Consider the following 17,239-nt stretch of genomic DNA (forward strand, 5'->3'; position numbering starts at 1 on the left):
CTTTTTCACAACGTTCACCTCAACGAATAATTCTACAGTCCTCTCCCGTTTTCCTTTTCATTCTTCCCGCTCGTAACGTTCGATTTTTAACAGCTGCTGTTTTAGAGGATAAGAAAAGAAAAGGAGAAAAAGCGCGTTTACAAGCAATGTCGGCAGCAGGCGGTACGAATAAAATTGATTGAGCGGCATGTCGGTTTTTCCAATTAACAACTGAATTCCGTACACATAACCTTCAAGAACCGAAACAGCAATCATACTAAGAAAACAAGTGACAAACAAATGGTTGTGAAACATTTTCATCACTTTTGCCATCATGTAAGCAATTAACGTAAAGGAAAACATATACACGCCAAGAATTTCCGTATACACTACATCATACAACATCCCCAAAATAAATCCATAAACCATTCCATACGTTTGCGCCACGTAAACGGTGATAAAAATAATAAAAATCAATAAAAATCGCGGCGCAAACAAATAATGTTGATACCATTCATTTTTTGGCCATAGATCGACAAAAAGGCTTTCACTGACGAAAAAAAGAGTGGCGAGAAAAGGAAGGAACAGCTTTTTCATTTTGTTTCCCCCTCTTCTTGCACGTCTATTTTTCGCTTCACGATAATCACATCATCAACGTCGTAAAAATTCGCGGCCGGTTTGACATATGCCATTTTCGTCAACCCGTATTCATCCGGTACAACTTCCTCCACTTCACCGATCAGAAGCCCCTTTGGAAAAACTCCGCCAAGGCCAGATGTCAATACAAGTTGTTTTTTCTCAATCTTCGCATCAAACGGAATTTGTTTTAAAAGCAAGGCTTCTCGTTTTCGATCATATCCTTCAATTAAACCGAATACATTTTCTTCTTTTCCTTGAACGTATGCCGAAATGCGGTTTTGCTGGTCAATGGCACTTAATAGTTGAACAGTTGACGTAAACTGGGAGGCAAGCTGGATCTTACCGATTAATCCTGCCGGCGTAATGACCGCCATGTCTTTTTTCACGCCTTGCTGTTCTCCTTTATTGACGATCACCGTTTCTTGCCAACGGTCCGGATTTCGCCCAATGACTGTTGCTTGAATCGAAATAAAGTCGCGCAAGCTTTCTTTTTTGTTTAAAATCGCACGAAGCTCTTCGTTTTCTTTTTTTAGCGTTTGTACTTCTGCCTCAAGCATCACATATTCTTCAAGCCGCGCTTTTAATAACTTGTTTTCTTTATATGTGTTTTTCATGTCTTGAACATTCTCAAAGAAGCCCGCAACGAGCTGTGCGGGCTTATGGAATAAAAACTGGACAAAACCGGTTGTGTCTTTCAAAAACTGCTCGGACCATGTAAGTTCTTTCCGATCCTTTAAGGAAAAACCAATCAATGCCACGAGAAAAATAATGCTGACGAGCAACAAAATGAGCCGTTTGTTTAAAAAGAATTGTGGCATGATTTACACCCTCTTACGATTAGCGATGGTCTCTCGCCTTGTTTTTAAACAAATGAATGTGGTCGAGCGCTTTTCCTGTCCCGATCGCGACGCAGTCTAACGGGTTTTCGGCGACAATAACTGGCATGTCCGTTTCTTCGCTGATCACTTTATCGAGGTTTCTGAGCAATGCGCCCCCACCTGTTAGCACAATGCCGCGATCCATAATATCAGCAGCCAATTCCGGCGGCGTTTTTTCGAGCGTATTTTTGACAGAATCGACAATTGCATAAACAGTATCGTGCAACGCTCCCGCAATTTCCTCAGCGGTAATTTCAATCGTTTTCGGCAATCCTGTTAATAAATCGCGGCCACGAATTTCCATTGAACCGATTCCTTCTGGATTTCCAGCAGAACCGATTTCGACTTTGATCGCCTCCGCCGTCCGCTCGCCGATCATTAAATTGTACGTTTTGCGGATGTATTGAATAATCGCTTCGTCCATTTCATCGCCAGCGATGCGAATCGACTGGCTCGTGACGATGCCGCCAAGGGAAATGACCGCGACTTCCGTCGTACCGCCGCCGATGTCAACGACCATACTTCCGGTTGGCTCCCATACCGGCAAATTCGCACCAATTGCCGCCGCAAACGGCTCTTCGATCGTATAGGCGTCGCGGGCTCCAGCTTGTCTTGTTGCATCGATGACCGCGCGCTCTTCCACTGCGGTAATTCCGTAAGGCACACATACCATCACATACGGTTTCCCAGCGAAAAATCCCTTATTTTTCGATGCTTGATTAATATAATATTTCATCATAATCGCCGTCGTTTCGTAGTCGGCGATGACACCGTCTTTCATCGGCCTTAGTGCGACAATGTTCCCCGGCGTGCGCCCGATCATATTTTTTGCTTCATTGCCGACCGCGACAATTTGCTTTGTATCTTTCTGTAATGCCACAACTGATGGCTCTCTCACAACAATGCCTTTTCCTTTTACATATACAAGAGTATTGGCCGTTCCTAAGTCGATTCCAAGATCTCTTGTGCCAAATCCGAACATAATGAGTATCTTCCTTTCTGAAACGAAATGCTGTTTTATTCAAATTCGTTCATCTAATCGTATTAATGATGGACAACACGCCCACAAAACATTTGGCAAAACTCATAACTGTTATTATAACGCATTCGACAAAAAAAGAGAACTATTACACATATCCTTTTTCTTTCAAGCTAATGAATTTTTGATCGCCAATGATTAAATGATCTAAAAGCTCGATGCCGATGATGCGGCCGCATTCGGCAAGGCGTCGCGTCACTTCAATGTCTTCGCGGCTTGGAGTCGGATCCCCTGAAGGGTGGTTGTGTGCGCAAATAATGGAAGCGGCTGAACGTTTAATCGCTTCTTTAAATACTTCGCGCGGGTGAACGATGGAGGCGTTTAAACTCCCGATAAAGACGGTTTTGCGGTGGATAACTTGGTTTTTCGTATTTAAATAAATCGCGACAAAATGTTCTTGGGATAAAAAGCGCATATCGTCCATTAAATATTTTGCCCCATCTTCCGGCGAACGAATCACATACCGTTCGTCATAGCTGAGGCGGCTGATGCGCCGGCCGAGTTCGATGGCCGCCAAAATTTGAATCGCTTTGGCAGCACCGATCCCTTTAATGCTCGTCATTTCTTCAACGGTCGCATCTTTCAATAGACGAAGTCCTTCAAAATGGTGAAGCAGCCGCTGAGCAAGCTGCAACACCGATTCATCTTTTGTCCCTGTACGCAATAAAATCGCTAATAATTCTTGGTTCGACAAACTTTCCGGTCCGTCGGAAAGAAGACGCTCGCGCGGACGGGCATCTTTCGGAACATCGCGGATCATGAGTGACATCGTTTTCAATTCGTTTCCTCCTTTCTTATTTCCAGCCGATCTTTTTTAACTCACGTACCGTGCGGGCAAGCGGCAGTCCAACGACAGAAAAATAGTCGCCCTCGATTCGTTTGACAAACAGCGCCCCTTTTCCTTGAATCCCGTACGCCCCTGCTTTATCCATCGGCTCGCCCGTTTCGATATATTCAAAAATGTCTTCATCTGTGATATCCCAAAACGTTACCGCCGTCCGCTCGACAAAAACCGTTTCCTGTTCCGGTGCGATAATCGCCACTCCTGTAAACACGTGATGCGTCTTTCCCGATAGCAAGCGCAGCATTTCACATGCTTCCTGTTTTGTTTTTGGCTTTCCTAGTACTTGTCTGTTATACACTACGATCGTATCCGCACCGATCACATACGCACCGGGATTCGTTTTTTGCACCGCTTTCGCTTTTTGATAAGCGAGCGACTGGACAATTTGCTCAGGAGACTCGTTTCGTTGGATTTGTTCGTCGATATCACTGACGAGGATGTCAAAGCGGAGGCCAGCCATTTCAAGCAGCTGTTTGCGCCGAGGAGAGCTGGAGGCTAGTATGAGTCGTTTCATATCCATCACCCTTTTTGTACTCGCTTCAAATTGGAAGATACACTTGTATCGTACCAAATTTATCCGTTTGACACAATTTTTTTATTAAGAAAAGCGGAGGCGAGCGTCTAACGCTACATCTTCCGCCGAGAAACGTTTGCCACTTCGACGGAAAAAAGGATATTTCCCTTAATGCGTTATGAGCTGAAGCTATATAAATGCAATTTGGAACTTTAACGTTTTCGTTTTTTATGGAGTAACCGGTGTTTTTCGACTGTCGGGTGACCGAACAACACCGCTTCCAGACAAATACATTTATCTGTGAAGCGATTGGTTGTTCGGTCCTCTGTCACGCGAAGGCGTGACGAAGGCAAGTCACACACTTGCCTCCGACAGTCGAAAAAATAGGGAGCCTACTTTTTCGTCAACCATAAGTTAAACCTCCCAGTTGTATTTATATAGACGCCCATGCCGAAAAAAATTCGGCGCCATCGGAAGAATGAAAATACCCTTCTGTCGAATATTTCAAGTTTATACATTTTGGAATTTGGGTATTTTCAGGATAGACAATAAAAAAGAAGCGACTCGCTTCTTATCGGGTCGATTCGACATCTTTTTTCAGTGCGTAGAGCAGTTCTTGCTGCGTTCTCCACAATAGTGCCTCCTCTTTCGTTTCACGGTAGGCGATTAATGATAAATAAGCGTTTGTGATATACTTCCCTTCCTTCTGATTAAAAGCTGGCTGCACTTTCTTATATTGGCTTTCTAAAGCCGTCCATTGACCGTCTTTCACATCGTTTTTTGCCAACAGTTGGACCGATAGATCGGTCATCATCTCATATAGCGACTGCACAGTTGAATCATTGATGGACGAAACAGATACCGCTTTAATATAAGTCGTTTGCCCTTTTTGTTTGTATAAATCGTTCAGCGGCTTAAGCGATTGCTTGTCCATCGCTACGCCAATGAATACCGATGTCGGCTGCTTCCCAACAAGCACGGCCGGAATTTGAGACGATTGCAGCTGTTTCGCATATGTTTCAGCTGCTTTTTCGTCGTCAAACACTCCTGCTTGAATGACACTTACAGCAAGCGGTTGCGTTAATGCCTCTTTAGACGTCCCCTCATTCGGCGAAGAAACGTAATTGAGGGTAGCCGTAGTTGTGAGCGAAGCATTCTCTTTTTGCTTTGGAATGATATGAAGAACGACAAAGCCGAAGCTTGTCCCGATGATCACCGCCAACAAAATCGACAAAACCGCTGATTTGAGACGGGCATTGATCATTCGCTTTAATGGCGAACGCTTCGATAATCGCTTTTCCTGTTCAAATGAAACAGGCGGCATAGCCTCTTCCCTTATCACCGCTTCCTCTTCGATGGCAGCGCTTATTTCTTTTCCTACCATTTCGACATCAGACTGTTTTTCCATCATAAACGGCCGCTCTTCTCCGTTAATTTTAACCGTAATCTCTTTTCCGTGCTTGTCCATCTTTTCACCATCCCCGTTTCGTCGATTCTTTGCCCATCTTATCATAACGACGACAAAAAAGAACAAGACATTTGTCGTCTTGTTCTCGAAGGTTTTCGTCAAATTTCGCGTCATTTCAAGTCTTTAATAAGCAAAACCGACAGTTATTTTGTAAACATTTCCAAGTTCATATCATTCCCTGATTCATGCATGGCTACACCGAAATTCCCCCCGCACCTTTTACCGCTGCGGTGACTGTTCTCCATCTTTCGGCTCGTCCGGAATCAATTCAGTCAACGGATTCCGTTTTTCGCTTGGAGGGGGAACGTCGAGCGGCGGCACTTTGTTTTGTAAATTCACCAACCCCGGATAATAAAACGCGCTGACTGTTAATGAGTACGTTAACGGCTTCACGGTTGCATCGGCGGATGTCAATTCAGGATTCCCCGTAAATGATAGCGCTTCAACAGAAACGATGCGATCGAGCCCTTCTAACGTTTGCAAAAACCGCTCTAAATGATAGTACGACGGTGATTGCACCGTCAGCTGAACCGTGATTTTCTTTAGGCCGTCTGGCAGCGCAAGCGAGGAATTGTTTTGTTGTTGCGGTGAAGATGGCTGCACCGGTTGCGAATTGGTGTTTAACTGCGCCTCAACACCTTGCCCAATCGTTTGATTTGTCGCTTGCGGCGGCGCATTGATTTCTGCGTTTTCGTTAAAAGCCATGCTCGAAATAAAGCTATTTGAAACAACTTCTGCTTTTTCCAAATCAAGGATCAGTTGTTCGACAAGCGGTTTGACAGGCACTTTTTTCTGTAATTCAACGATGCTGTCCGTTACGTCCGTCTGCTGTTTGGACGCTTGTGCCTGCAACGCGGCGAGCAGTTTTTTCTCGTTTGAAACGGTGGCATTCAGCTCATCAATGCGGCTATAAAGTGGCTTCAGCTTATAAAGATAGAGAACGGCAAAAAACGCACCGATCAAGATTAACGAAAAGAGCAAAAGCAAAATTTGGCGTTTCGCAAACCGGACGGTCATGATTGTTTCCCCTTTTCCTCTTTTAACGCGTCTTTGTTTACGTGTAGTTCATATTGTGCAACATAACGCGGCAATATATTGTTCTTTTCTGTTGCGTTCGTTTGGCCGCTCTGTCCTCCTGTTGCCGTTACGCTTTTTAGCTGCACGTCAGCAACAAAATTCGCATCTTCTAATCGCTTTAGGTAATAAGCCGCATCTTCGCTCGTATCAAACTGCACTGTTATATTTACCGTTCCATCTTCTGTATAAGAAAAGTTCATGAAAAATCCTCGCTCCGGCAAAAGCTTCGCCAGCCCGCGAAGAAGCAATACTGTTTTCAGCGGATATTGTTTCGCCCATTCGACCGTCTTTTTTAACTCCTGCACTTCTTGCACGGATTGGACGTTTTCTAGCTTTTGCTGCTCCGCCGCCTCAAGCGCGCGCATTTGCTTTAGCTCTTGCGTTAACGATTCGATTTGTCTGTTTGCTTTTTGCACGGATAAATAAAAAACCGTACCGGCAGCGATCGTTGCGACAAACACAATGATGATGCCAACGAGAAATACCATGTTTTTCGGTTCTTTTTTCGGCAGTAAATTAACGTCGATGAACATAGTTCGTTCCCTCTTTTAGTCCAAGTCCCCATGCTAAATGATAGCGAGGGTCAATCACCGTTGCAAGCGGTTCGGACAAGCGTTCAACCGGAACGTCAAACCGCTCTTGCATCACCTCATGAATATGGTGCAAATACGGGTGATCGCCAGTTAACAATAGCCGCGTAATTTGCGCGTTTCCTTGATGGATCGAAAAGCGGTAAAAGTTCATAACCCGGTCGATTTCTTTATATACATCTTCAAACGGCCGAAGCAACTCTTCCATATGATTCGTTCTCATTTTTTCATCCAATGATTCAAACAAAAGTTGCCGCATGAAAACAGGAATATGGTTATAGAAGGCGCTGACATTGACGGCTGATTCATCAATTTGTACAATCAGTAAATGATCTTCTTTCCGCACTTGGTCGGCCGCATAAAATAAGCGGTAGACGCATAGCGGCGATACATCAGCGGCAATCGGACGGAGCTTAACATCCTCTAAAAGTTGCGCATAATCGATTACGATTTGTTCCGGAGCGGTAAACAACAAAATCGTAAGTTTCTCCTTCGTTTTTTCTAACACGGCGTAATCGAACACCGGATCTTCAAACGGCAAATGAATCGTCGTTCCAAGCTCCATAAATAAATAGCCGCGAATCTCATCCTCCTGTAGATCGTTTGGAAGAGAGAGGCGCCGAATAACGACGACTGGATCAGGGGCAATAAAGCGGACGCGCCGTTTTTTCAACTTCCATTCGCTCACACATTCCTCCAAAATCATCGCAAGCGTTTCCCGATCATGGATTTTCCCGTTGTGAATCAACCCTTTAGGAAGTTCTCGCTCTCCGCATTTATGGAACGAAAACAGATCATGAGGCTTTAGCTCGACATAGCGAATAACGTGGTCTTTGATTACAAGATTGGCTACTTTATGTCGCGGTTTGAATAAGTTCATCATATTCATATTGTTTCCCTCGTATTAAAAGAAAATCCATTGCTTATACCAGTCGATAATTGCTTGTCCAAAAAAGTAGACGGTCAATGTCCCCAACACAATGTACGGTCCGAACGGCATCGGCTCTTTACGGCGCACTTTTCCAAGCGCTATGCCGATAAGCCCAAACACCGTTCCGTAAACGGTCGAAAAAAAGAACGATAAAAGCACCATCTTCCATCCTAGCACAAAACCGAGCAGCGCAAACAATTTTATGTCTCCGCCGCCCATGCCTCCTTTGCTAACGACGGCGATAAAGAGCAATAACAAAAAGCCGACGGCCGCGCCAACGAGCGAATCCCACCACGGCGAAAGCGGAATAAAGAAGCGCTCAATCATAAAAAGAACGGCAAAAAAAAGTAGAACCCGATCGGGAATGATCATATAGCGGACGTCGGAAACAAAAATAATCATCAGTAGCGAAATAAGCGTCCAGCTGACGAGCAATTCTTTTGACCATCCCACCAAAAAGGGCGAAATCGTAAAAAGAATCGCCGTCAAAAGTTCCACAAACGGATAAAGCGGCGAAATGCGAATGCCGCAGCCGCGGCACTTTCCGCCTTGCACGACATAAGATAGAACAGGAATAAGCTCCCAAGCTGTCAGCGTACGCTGACAGCTTGGACAATGAGAACGAGGTGTCACAAGCGACTCCCCCACCGGCACCCGCAACCCGACGACATTAAAAAAGGAGCCGAGGAGTAAGCCGTGTAGAAAGCTTAAAAGGAATCTATAGATCTCAATCATATTTTATCACTTTTATTTGTTAATAACTACTTCTCTTCTAAGATCATTTTCAGCTACAGGGCCTTTAGCACTAGTTTGAACCCCTCTAGATTGGTTAACTAGTTTCACTTCATAAGAAAGTTTATTATTCGTTTTTGTTACTTTCACATATGATCCTGTATCATCTCCATAAGGATAAGTAGTTTGATTGCTTGCTGGATATGCGCCAAGTTGATAACCTCTTGTATTACCATTATCCCCGCCATCTGGATCTTTAAGTGTTTCTAAATATCCTTCATCTTCTAAGTATTTCAATGAAATAATTATAGAGCCACTTCCTTGTGGTAACATCTTAGCATTGCTTGTTACTGCAATTTTCGCCGCATTAATCATTTGCTGTGCGTTCGCTACGTGCGCATCTTTTTTCGAGTTGTCGATTAATCCCCCGATACTTGGAACTGCGATCGCCGAAATAATCCCTAAAATCACAACAACGGCCAACAGTTCAATCAATGTCAAACCTTTTTGATTTTTCAAAAAGCGCTTCAACATAGTGCTCCCCTCACTTTTTCATAGTACTTTCTTACCATTACCATTTTACAATATTTATGGTATATTGAAAATATTTTTTTCTTTAGATATAAGAGGAATGAAAATTTTACGATCTGATTTTTTGTTTCCGTTTCCATCTCAATACACGACAATATAATATAACATGGTGAGCAATTATCTATATAAATACAACTAGGAGGTTTAACTTATAGACTCCCTATTTTTTCGACTGTCGGAGGCAAGTGTGTGACTTGCCTTCGTCACGCCTGCGCGTAATTGCATTTATATAGTTGCAAAACAAAATGTCAACTTATGCAGATTTTTGAATTTGATTAAAAATATCAAACATTGGCACTAAAATGGATGTAACGATTGTTCCGACAATGCTCGCCAAAAAAATAATCATCATTGGTTCAATTAACGATTTTAGTCGATCTGTTGCTGCTTCCACTTCCGCTTCGTAAAAATCAGCGACTTTAGCGAGCATCACATCTAATGATCCTGTTTCCTCACCAATCGCAATCATTTGTGTAACAAGTGGAGGAAAAAACCAATGTTTTTTCATCGGTTCCGTCAATGATTGCCCGCGCTCAAGCGCATCACGCGATTGACTTAGCACTTTGGCCACTACCTCATTTTCGACAACATTTTCGACAATTGCTAACGCCTGCAAAATTGGCACAGAGCTTGAAAACAATGAACTCAATGTTCTTGTCATGCGCGCTAATGCCGCTTTTTGCAACATTTTCCCGAAAATCGGGATTCTAAGCATCATATAGTCAATATAATATTTAGTTTCCTTCCGTTTTTTTAACAATACAAACAACACATAAAACGAAATCATCACAAGAATCATAATCCACCAATACGATTGCATAAATTTACTAGAGTTTAAGACAAACTTTGTAATCGCCGGAAGTTCGGCACCAAAATTCACAAACATTTGTACAAACGTTGGCACAACGGCAACTAACAAAAAGATAACGACAATAACGGCAATGATGGCGACAACGAACGGATAAGTAAGAGCGGAAATCACTTTTTGCTTGGTCCGGTGCACTTTTTCGAAATGATCCGCTAACCGATCAAGCGTCTCATCCATGTTTCCGCCTGCTTCTCCTGCTTTAATCATGTTAATAAACATCGGCGGGAAGATACGCTTATGCTTGGCTGCCGCAGCAGATAGAGGATTTCCGGCGCGAAGCTCCTCTTCAACAGCGGCAAGCGCTTTTTTCAGCGCCTTGCTTTCCGTCTGATTAGCTAAAATCCGCGTCGAATCAACAACAGAAACTCCTGCTTTGAGCAATGTGGAAAATTGTCGCAAATAAATCGCAAAATCTTGTAATTTGACAGGTTTGCCGAACGTAATTTCTTTGTTTAATAAAGTTTCAGGAACTTCATTGATTTCAGTCACTTTAATTCCTTTTTCGCGCAGTTTCAGCATCGCTTCCCGTTTGGATTCGCCTGTAATAACCCCTCTTTGTTTTCTTCCGTGCACGTCACGGCCTTGATATTTAAACTGTGCCATTCTATTCGACACGCTCCTGCATGAGATAAGGTTCAGCCACTTCTTTCGAAATCTTTCCTGCCTGCATCAATTCCTTAATGCTCGTTTCTAACGTATTCATTCCTAAAGCACGGCTCGTCTGCATGACGTTCACAATTTGATGAATTTTTTCGTTGCGAATCAAATTCGCCACCGCTGCGTTGTTGATTAAAATTTCCGTTGCCGCCACCCTCCCTGTTTTTTGCACGTTCGGAAACAAGCGCTGCGAAATAATCGCCACTAGCACAGAAGCGAGCTGAATGCGAATTTGCGGCTGCTGGGCTGGCGGAAACACGTCAATGATGCGGTCAATCGTAGCCGGTGCGCTCGACGTATGAAGCGTCCCGAGAACAAGATGGCCTGTTTCCGCCGCCGTAATCGCCGTATGAATCGTTTCTAAATCGCGCATCTCACCGACTAAAATGACATCCGGGTCTTGCCGCAATGCCGCGCGCAGTCCGTTGGCGAAATTGTTCGTATCAAAGCCGACTTCGCGTTGATCGATGATGCAACCACCGTGCTTATGCAAATATTCGATCGGATCTTCAAGCGTAATAATATGTTTGCGCATCGTTTTGTTCATATAGTCAATCATCGCGGCCAACGTCGTCGATTTTCCGCTCCCCGTTGGTCCTGTGACAAGCACAAGTCCTTGCGGTTTATGCGCGATCCGTTTTAATACCTCAGGCAATTGCAGTTCGTCAATTGTCGGAATTTGCGTCGGAATAACGCGTACAGCAAGCGACACACATGAACGTTGTTTATACGTATTCACGCGAAAACGAGAAACTCCCGGAATCCCATAAGAAAAGTCAAGCTCTCCTTTTTCTTGAAATTGCCGCCATAATCCTTCTGGAATAATCGCTCTTGCCATCGCTTCTGTATCTTCCGGATGCAATACATCTTGACCGTATTTTTTTAATTCCCCGTTAATGCGCATAATCGGCGGCACGCCGACCGTCAAATGCACATCGGATGCTTTTAATTCGAAAGCTGCTCGTAAAAGATGATCCAGTTTTTGTTTCATCGCCCTCACCTTTAGCTTAAAATCGCCACTTTCAATACTTCTTCTAGTGTCGTTAATCCTTGCTTCACTTTTAGTAAGCCATCATCGATTAAAAAAATCATTTTGTTTTTAATCGCCAGCTCGCGCAATTTCGAAAACGGTTCGTGATTTAAAATGACACGCCTCATCTCATCTGTCATCACAAGCAATTCGTGAAGGGCAATCCGCCCTTTATAGCCGGTCATATTGCACGTTGGGCAGCCGCGACCGCGAACCAATTTTTCAATTTTGATGCCGCGCCTTGCGAAAATTTCGCTTTCCCGCTTCGTCGGCTCTTGATCATATTGGCAGTCGCGGCAAACGCGGCGCACGAGACGCTGGGAAACGACGCCGGCAAGCGATGTCGCCACTAAAAACGGCTCAATTCCCATATCGATTAAGCGCGTAATCGTGCTGAGCGCGTCGTTTGTATGCAGCGTGCTCAGCACTAAATGTCCTGTTAACGAGGCGCGAATCGCTACCTCGGCTGTTTCGCGGTCGCGAATTTCCCCGACCATGATAATGTTCGGGTCTTGGCGCAAAATCGAGCGAAGTCCTTGGGCAAACGTTAATCCGACATTCGGATTCACTTGAATTTGGTTAATGCCTTCAAGCTGATATTCAACAGGATCTTCAATTGTAATGATATTGACTTCCTCGCTATTTAACCGGTTGAGCGCCGCATATAACGTCGACGATTTCCCAGATCCGGTCGGCCCAGTAATAAGCACAATTCCGGTCGGCCGCTCTATTAATTCAATAAAGCGCTGCAAATTCAGTTTATTGAATCCAAGCTTATGAATATCATTCAACGCCGCCCCTAAATCGAGAACGCGCATCACAATTTTTTCACCATACACCGTCGGCAATGTCGAGACGCGCAAATCAACAGGATGGAAGTCTATATTCATTTTAATCCGTCCGTCTTGCGGAATGCGATGTTCTGTTATATCCATATTTGCTAAAATTTTAATTCTGGCCGTCAATACGCTGTGCATATGTTTTGGAAGTGCGCGGTCGGTGCGCAGCACACCGTCAATGCGATAGCGAATGAGCACTTTCGTTTCTTGCGGGTCGATATGAATGTCGCTCGCCCTTTGCTCGACCGCGAGCTGCAAAATTTGGTTGACGAGTCGGACGATTGGCGAATCTTCTTCCGTCACCCGCTCTTCTTCAACCGTTTCTTGCGTCGGCACCATCCGTAAAAAATCTTCCATCGATTCGTCGATGTCATAATATTTGTTAATCGCCCGCAAAATATCGTCTTTTGAAGCGATCGCCGTTTCAATATGAAACCCAGTCGACAACCGCAAATCATCGATAACGAAAAAGTCCATCGGATCGGCCATCGCCACAAGCAGGCGGTCTCCTTCCGCCTTGAGCGGCATCACCATATGGCGTTTCGCGAATTCTTTCGGAATCAAATTCGTCAATTTCGGATCAATCGGATACCTGTACAAGCTGACGTGAGGAATGCCGAGCTGAAACTCAAGCACTTCGATGAGCTGCTGCTCGGTAATATACCCGCGCTGCAACAGCGCATCCCCGAGCTTTTGGCCAGGCGCTTTCTCTTTTAACGCTTCCTGTAATTGCTCCGGCGTAATCAATCCTGCTTCAACTAACAAATCACCTAACCGTTTTCGCTCTTGTCGCTGCTTCATAGTCATCCCTACTTCTCATAAATTTCTGTATCATTATTTATCGGACTATCTTGCTGCATGTTGCCTTGATTTTTTTTATTCTCAACGTGAGTTGGAGCCGTTTTTTGTTCTTCGTTTTGCCCGCTGCTGCTATTTGGCATCGAATCGTTTTCTGGATTCATCGCTCCATTTTCCGCATCAATGCCGATATCTAATCCATGAATTTCAATTTTGTGCACTGGAGGATAAAAATCTTCAGCAATAAGCTCTGTTTTCAGCAAATGATTCTGTTCGTCATAAACTTCTTTCTTTACTTTCACTAACGTTCCTTGTTTTCCTTCTTGCTTCAATCTTGTTTCATTCGGCTGTAGTGTTGGGCTGTATTGAATAATTGTTTTCGGCGCGAAATGCTCAACATCTAATTTAATCATATATTTATTGATAAACGGCAATCCTTTTAAAGTAACTTTAAAGCCATTGTTTATTAGCTGTAACTCTAACGTATATGAACTCGAATTCGGGTTGTAGAAAATAAAATCCCTGTTCTGACGATCCACTTTCGCTTCATAGCCAAACTGGATGCTGCTTGGTAACTCTCTGCTTGTATGCCGCTCCATAATAGTAAAATTCGTCGGTAAAACGGTTTGATAAATAGCGGAAGCAATTAAGCTCATCGCTTCGGAAGAAAACGAACCGTTTTGTTCTTTAAAATAATTTAATAGGGAAAATGGGCTTTTCCCTTTAATTTCAATCGTCGGATGTTTAGAAATCCACGCTAAAACTTCTGCTTGATTGCCTTGTAAATTCGCAACCACTGCTTCATTTATAACTTTTTGTTCGATATTTTGCTCTTTGACATAGTTAGCTATATCAATTAGTGCCGCATTTGTTTTTAATGTAGCTGCCACTTCAATTACATCATTTTTTAGCCGTTCCATATCAAACAATGAAACTAAGTTTTCCCCTACAATTCTAGAAATAAGAGAATATAGCTGTTTTTCGTCCAATACAATGAAAAGCTGTGATTGTTGTCCATCCACAGCCTGCTCAACGCTTTGTTCAATTTGGAATGTAAAAAGATCCGCGGGAATGGCTTCCTTTGTTTCTTGATAGACAATAGCCGTGTTCTGAACAGCTTTCCACTCATTAACATGATTGATAATCGTATCGATTGCTTCTCTCTTTGATAAACCAGCAACATTCACAGACCCGATCGCCGTACCTTTGGCAAACCGGTTATGTTTAAGAAAAATGGACTCATAAGCAAAGGAGCCAATTTGTGAGAAACTGATTAAATACGTTGTACTCAAAATAATGACAAGAAACAATTTTATTACAGTTTTATTTCTCACCAAGACACCTCCTTCACTTATAAAACAGCTTATCAAAAGTGACTTTTGAGATTTCACCATGCTCTTTCACATGCTCAAGATTTATCCGAACGATCCTCACCATGTTTATCAACGGCAATATCCGTTGCATCATCTTCAAATTTCAATTCCGGAATGAAATCATCATCCATTAAAATACTAGGTTCCTTGATTAATGTTTCTGATTCAGATATGTTCATGTTATTTGAGTTTGCACGTTCAAGGACACCATCCGCAACAGCTTCTTCATGAACAGATTCTCCTTTTTCTTCCTCTAAAAGCCATGTTTCTATTTCACTCAGATCACTAGTGATATCATCTGTTTCTTTATCATGATCGGCAAGCGTTTCGGATGATTGTTCCAACCATCGCAAACGATTCTCGAGAAATGTAATTTCTTCATCAATCTCTATATGATCGGCTCCGCTATCCCGAGCAGATTGCCCATCTTCAAAAACAGGTAATTTTTCTTCGGCAAAATCATGTTGCTGTTCGCTATCTAACCTTAATTCTACCATATCAAGTGCAGGCAAAAAATCTTCCGAAACTGGCACTGGCTCTTCGACTATATCTTTAGCATATTTGTCATCATTCTTCTGTTCTTCTACAATGGTTTTTTCTTTTTCTGATGATGATTTGTCGAAAACTTGTTCAAAATCTATTTCTGCCCCTTGCTCTTGAACGACATATATCCGATGTCCGAGCTTCTTATCAAGCAAATACGTAATAAGCAACGCTAACAGCAATAATAGTAAGACGACTTGCCAAAATGGAAACATTGATTTCGCTAATAAACCAAAAAATGACAAAAAGAGGGAAACAACAATAATGATCATATTTCCGCGTCGATTGAAACCGAGCGGCAAAATAAATAAAATAGGGATGAGAACAATAAGAGCAGCAAATACAAATAAAAACGTCTTCAATATGTCACCCCGTTTCGATAAACTTCACCAACTGAAGCTGAAACAATTTTCCGAAAAATTTAACATAAAGTCACGAGTGTTGATTATCCATTATTTTACTAAAAAACGCAGAATCATATGGCTGAACACAAGCTTTTCTGACTCTTCCCTCGAACAAGAACGCCGGCGGGCAAATGTCATTTGCCCGCAAAGCGTTCATTGTTCGAGGAGGGCATGCGTACAGCATGCCCAGTCGGCAATCTGAGCTTAGCCGACTACGGCAGAAAAGCTAGGAATAGAGCGATGTCAACTGGTTTTTAATGTTAATCAACACGCCTGACATAAAGTAAATGATACTACACTCTGATATATTGTATAATAAAGTTACATATTTTGAAAGAAGGGTAGGCGAAATGCCTATGACGAAACTCATAAAAAATCATAAAGGATTAACATTAATCGAAACGATGTTATCGATTACACTTTTAGGAATTGTGATGCTTGGCGTCATGACTTTGTTTAAACAAGCGTATTTGTACACGGTCTTAAATGAAGACAAAACAGTTGGAATTAATGTCGCGCGAAACGCTTTAATGTATATGAAAAAACAAAGTTTCATTGATTTAAAGAACTATTTTACCGATACAAATAAAGAACTGAAAATTCTCATCTGCAAAAAAACAGACGAAAATGGCAATACAATTGAAAACTATCAATTTTTTAATAAAGATGCTTCTATCCCATCAACTTGCCAAAACGTTGAAATCAATAACACGAAATACAAAATTACTGTCCAAGCTGAAGAAAATAAGCAAAACTATCAAAATTACTTCATTCCAATTAAAGTAGTCGTTACTTGGGAAAGTAGTAATATCGAACGGTCAACGCAGCTAAAGGGGGTTATTACAAGTGAAGACATTCGTTAAACGATTGGCCCCAAATGAACGCGGAATTACGCTAATTGAGTTGCTGGCGACCATTACGATTTCATCGATTATGCTTTCTGTTATTTATGGTGTTTTTATGACTGGTCTGAACTTATATAACAAAATTGGCATTGAGGGACAGTTAAGAGACGACGCCGATTATGTCGTATCAAGAATGATGAATAAGCTTTATTCCTTTCCCTTTGACCAGATTGAATATTGTCCTAACTCTCCTAAAGGAACATGCATTACTTTAGTAAACGATAAATATGTCGGAATTGATCAATACAACAACCTTTTAGACATCAATCCTGATAAGGACTATGTGGACGAAAACGGAAATAAAATATCAACGGCAACGAAAATTGAATTGGTTGAAACAGAAACCGGGTTTTATCAATTTAAAATTGACGATGAAATTTTAAGTACGCAAGCTAATTTTAAAGGTTCAACAATTACATTTCAATGCTCGAAAGAACAAAACGGAAATTGCGTGAGCGCAATGATTAATATCGATTTAACTGTACAGCATCCAAGGACGAATAAAACGCTTCACCTAGCGAGCAAATTCGGATGGTGATG

18 protein-coding genes are annotated in these 17,239 nt (G+C 42.6%); 2 read left to right on the forward strand and 16 right to left on the reverse strand.

The window, feature by feature from the left end; all coding sequences use genetic code 11:
- Positions 1-57: 57 nt before the first annotated feature.
- From mreD to HNQ34_RS08170, 16 genes are all read right to left on the reverse strand, one after another.
- On the reverse strand, positions 58-576 hold the full coding sequence (gene mreD / locus HNQ34_RS08095; protein WP_183253399.1) for a rod shape-determining protein MreD: 519 nt from the start codon (positions 574-576) through the stop codon (positions 58-60).
- Positions 573-1,436, reverse strand: coding sequence for a rod shape-determining protein MreC (gene mreC / locus HNQ34_RS08100; protein ID WP_183253401.1), 864 nt, complete (start codon positions 1,434-1,436; stop codon positions 573-575). The genes mreD and mreC overlap by 4 nt, the downstream gene beginning before the upstream one ends.
- Positions 1,437-1,455: 19 nt before the next feature.
- Positions 1,456-2,478: a rod shape-determining protein gene (locus tag HNQ34_RS08105; protein WP_183253403.1), complete on the reverse strand. Its 1,023-nt coding sequence runs from the start codon at positions 2,476-2,478 to the stop codon at positions 1,456-1,458.
- 145 nt (positions 2,479-2,623) lie between these two features.
- Positions 2,624-3,304: a RadC family protein gene (gene radC, locus HNQ34_RS08110; RefSeq protein ID WP_183253575.1), complete on the reverse strand. Its 681-nt coding sequence runs from the start codon at positions 3,302-3,304 to the stop codon at positions 2,624-2,626.
- A gap of 25 nt (positions 3,305-3,329) precedes the next feature.
- On the reverse strand, positions 3,330-3,893 hold the full coding sequence (locus tag HNQ34_RS08115; RefSeq protein ID WP_183253405.1) for a Maf family protein: 564 nt from the start codon (positions 3,891-3,893) through the stop codon (positions 3,330-3,332).
- Positions 3,894-4,464: 571 nt separating this feature from the next.
- Positions 4,465-5,361: a stage II sporulation protein B gene (locus HNQ34_RS08120; protein ID WP_183253407.1), complete on the reverse strand. Its 897-nt coding sequence runs from the start codon at positions 5,359-5,361 to the stop codon at positions 4,465-4,467.
- Positions 5,362-5,580: 219 nt separating this feature from the next.
- Positions 5,581-6,378, reverse strand: coding sequence for a pilus assembly protein PilO (locus HNQ34_RS08125; protein WP_183253409.1), 798 nt, complete (start codon positions 6,376-6,378; stop codon positions 5,581-5,583).
- Positions 6,375-6,971 (reverse strand): PilN domain-containing protein, encoded by a 597-nt coding sequence (locus HNQ34_RS08130; RefSeq protein ID WP_183253411.1) that lies wholly within the window; start codon positions 6,969-6,971, stop codon positions 6,375-6,377. The genes HNQ34_RS08125 and HNQ34_RS08130 overlap by 4 nt, the downstream gene beginning before the upstream one ends.
- On the reverse strand, positions 6,955-7,908 hold the full coding sequence (gene pilM / locus HNQ34_RS08135) for a type IV pilus biogenesis protein PilM (RefSeq protein WP_183253579.1): 954 nt from the start codon (positions 7,906-7,908) through the stop codon (positions 6,955-6,957). The genes HNQ34_RS08130 and pilM overlap by 17 nt, the downstream gene beginning before the upstream one ends.
- Before the next feature lie 24 nt (positions 7,909-7,932).
- Positions 7,933-8,694, reverse strand: coding sequence for a prepilin peptidase (locus HNQ34_RS08140; RefSeq protein ID WP_183253413.1), 762 nt, complete (start codon positions 8,692-8,694; stop codon positions 7,933-7,935).
- A 12-nt stretch (positions 8,695-8,706) separates the two neighbouring features.
- A complete protein-coding gene (locus tag HNQ34_RS08145; protein WP_183253415.1) occupies positions 8,707-9,225 on the reverse strand; it encodes a type II secretion system protein in 519 nt (172 codons plus the stop codon).
- A gap of 310 nt (positions 9,226-9,535) precedes the next feature.
- On the reverse strand, positions 9,536-10,753 hold the full coding sequence (locus HNQ34_RS08150) for a type II secretion system F family protein (protein ID WP_183253416.1): 1,218 nt from the start codon (positions 10,751-10,753) through the stop codon (positions 9,536-9,538).
- Between the two features lies 1 nt (position 10,754).
- On the reverse strand, positions 10,755-11,798 hold the full coding sequence (locus tag HNQ34_RS08155; protein WP_183253418.1) for a type IV pilus twitching motility protein PilT: 1,044 nt from the start codon (positions 11,796-11,798) through the stop codon (positions 10,755-10,757).
- An 11-nt stretch (positions 11,799-11,809) separates the two neighbouring features.
- The gene (locus tag HNQ34_RS08160) at positions 11,810-13,477 is read right to left on the reverse strand and encodes a GspE/PulE family protein (protein ID WP_183253420.1); all 1,668 of its coding nucleotides are present in this window, start codon (positions 13,475-13,477) and stop codon (positions 11,810-11,812) included.
- A gap of 8 nt (positions 13,478-13,485) precedes the next feature.
- Positions 13,486-14,808: a G5 domain-containing protein gene (locus tag HNQ34_RS17785; protein ID WP_183253422.1), complete on the reverse strand. Its 1,323-nt coding sequence runs from the start codon at positions 14,806-14,808 to the stop codon at positions 13,486-13,488.
- 74 nt (positions 14,809-14,882) lie between these two features.
- Positions 14,883-15,752 carry a hypothetical protein gene (locus HNQ34_RS08170; protein WP_183253424.1) on the reverse strand — a complete coding sequence of 290 codons (870 nt, stop codon included), beginning with the start codon at positions 15,750-15,752 and terminating at the stop codon, positions 14,883-14,885.
- 398 nt (positions 15,753-16,150) lie between these two features.
- Between HNQ34_RS08170 and HNQ34_RS08175 the strand changes: the two genes are divergently transcribed.
- Together HNQ34_RS08175 and HNQ34_RS08180 are read left to right on the forward strand one after the other, a co-directional pair.
- Entirely contained in the window at positions 16,151-16,657 is a 507-nt protein-coding gene (locus HNQ34_RS08175) for a type IV pilus modification PilV family protein (RefSeq protein WP_183253426.1), read from the forward strand.
- Positions 16,641-17,237 carry a PilW family protein gene (locus tag HNQ34_RS08180; protein WP_183253428.1) on the forward strand — a complete coding sequence of 199 codons (597 nt, stop codon included), beginning with the start codon at positions 16,641-16,643 and terminating at the stop codon, positions 17,235-17,237. Before HNQ34_RS08175 ends, HNQ34_RS08180 begins: the two co-directional genes overlap by 17 nt.
- Positions 17,238-17,239 lie beyond the last annotated feature (2 nt).

Origin of the sequence: Anoxybacteroides tepidamans (assembly GCF_014201465.1) — a bacterium.
Classification (GTDB): Bacteria; Bacillota; Bacilli; order Bacillales; family Anoxybacillaceae; genus Anoxybacteroides; species Anoxybacteroides tepidamans.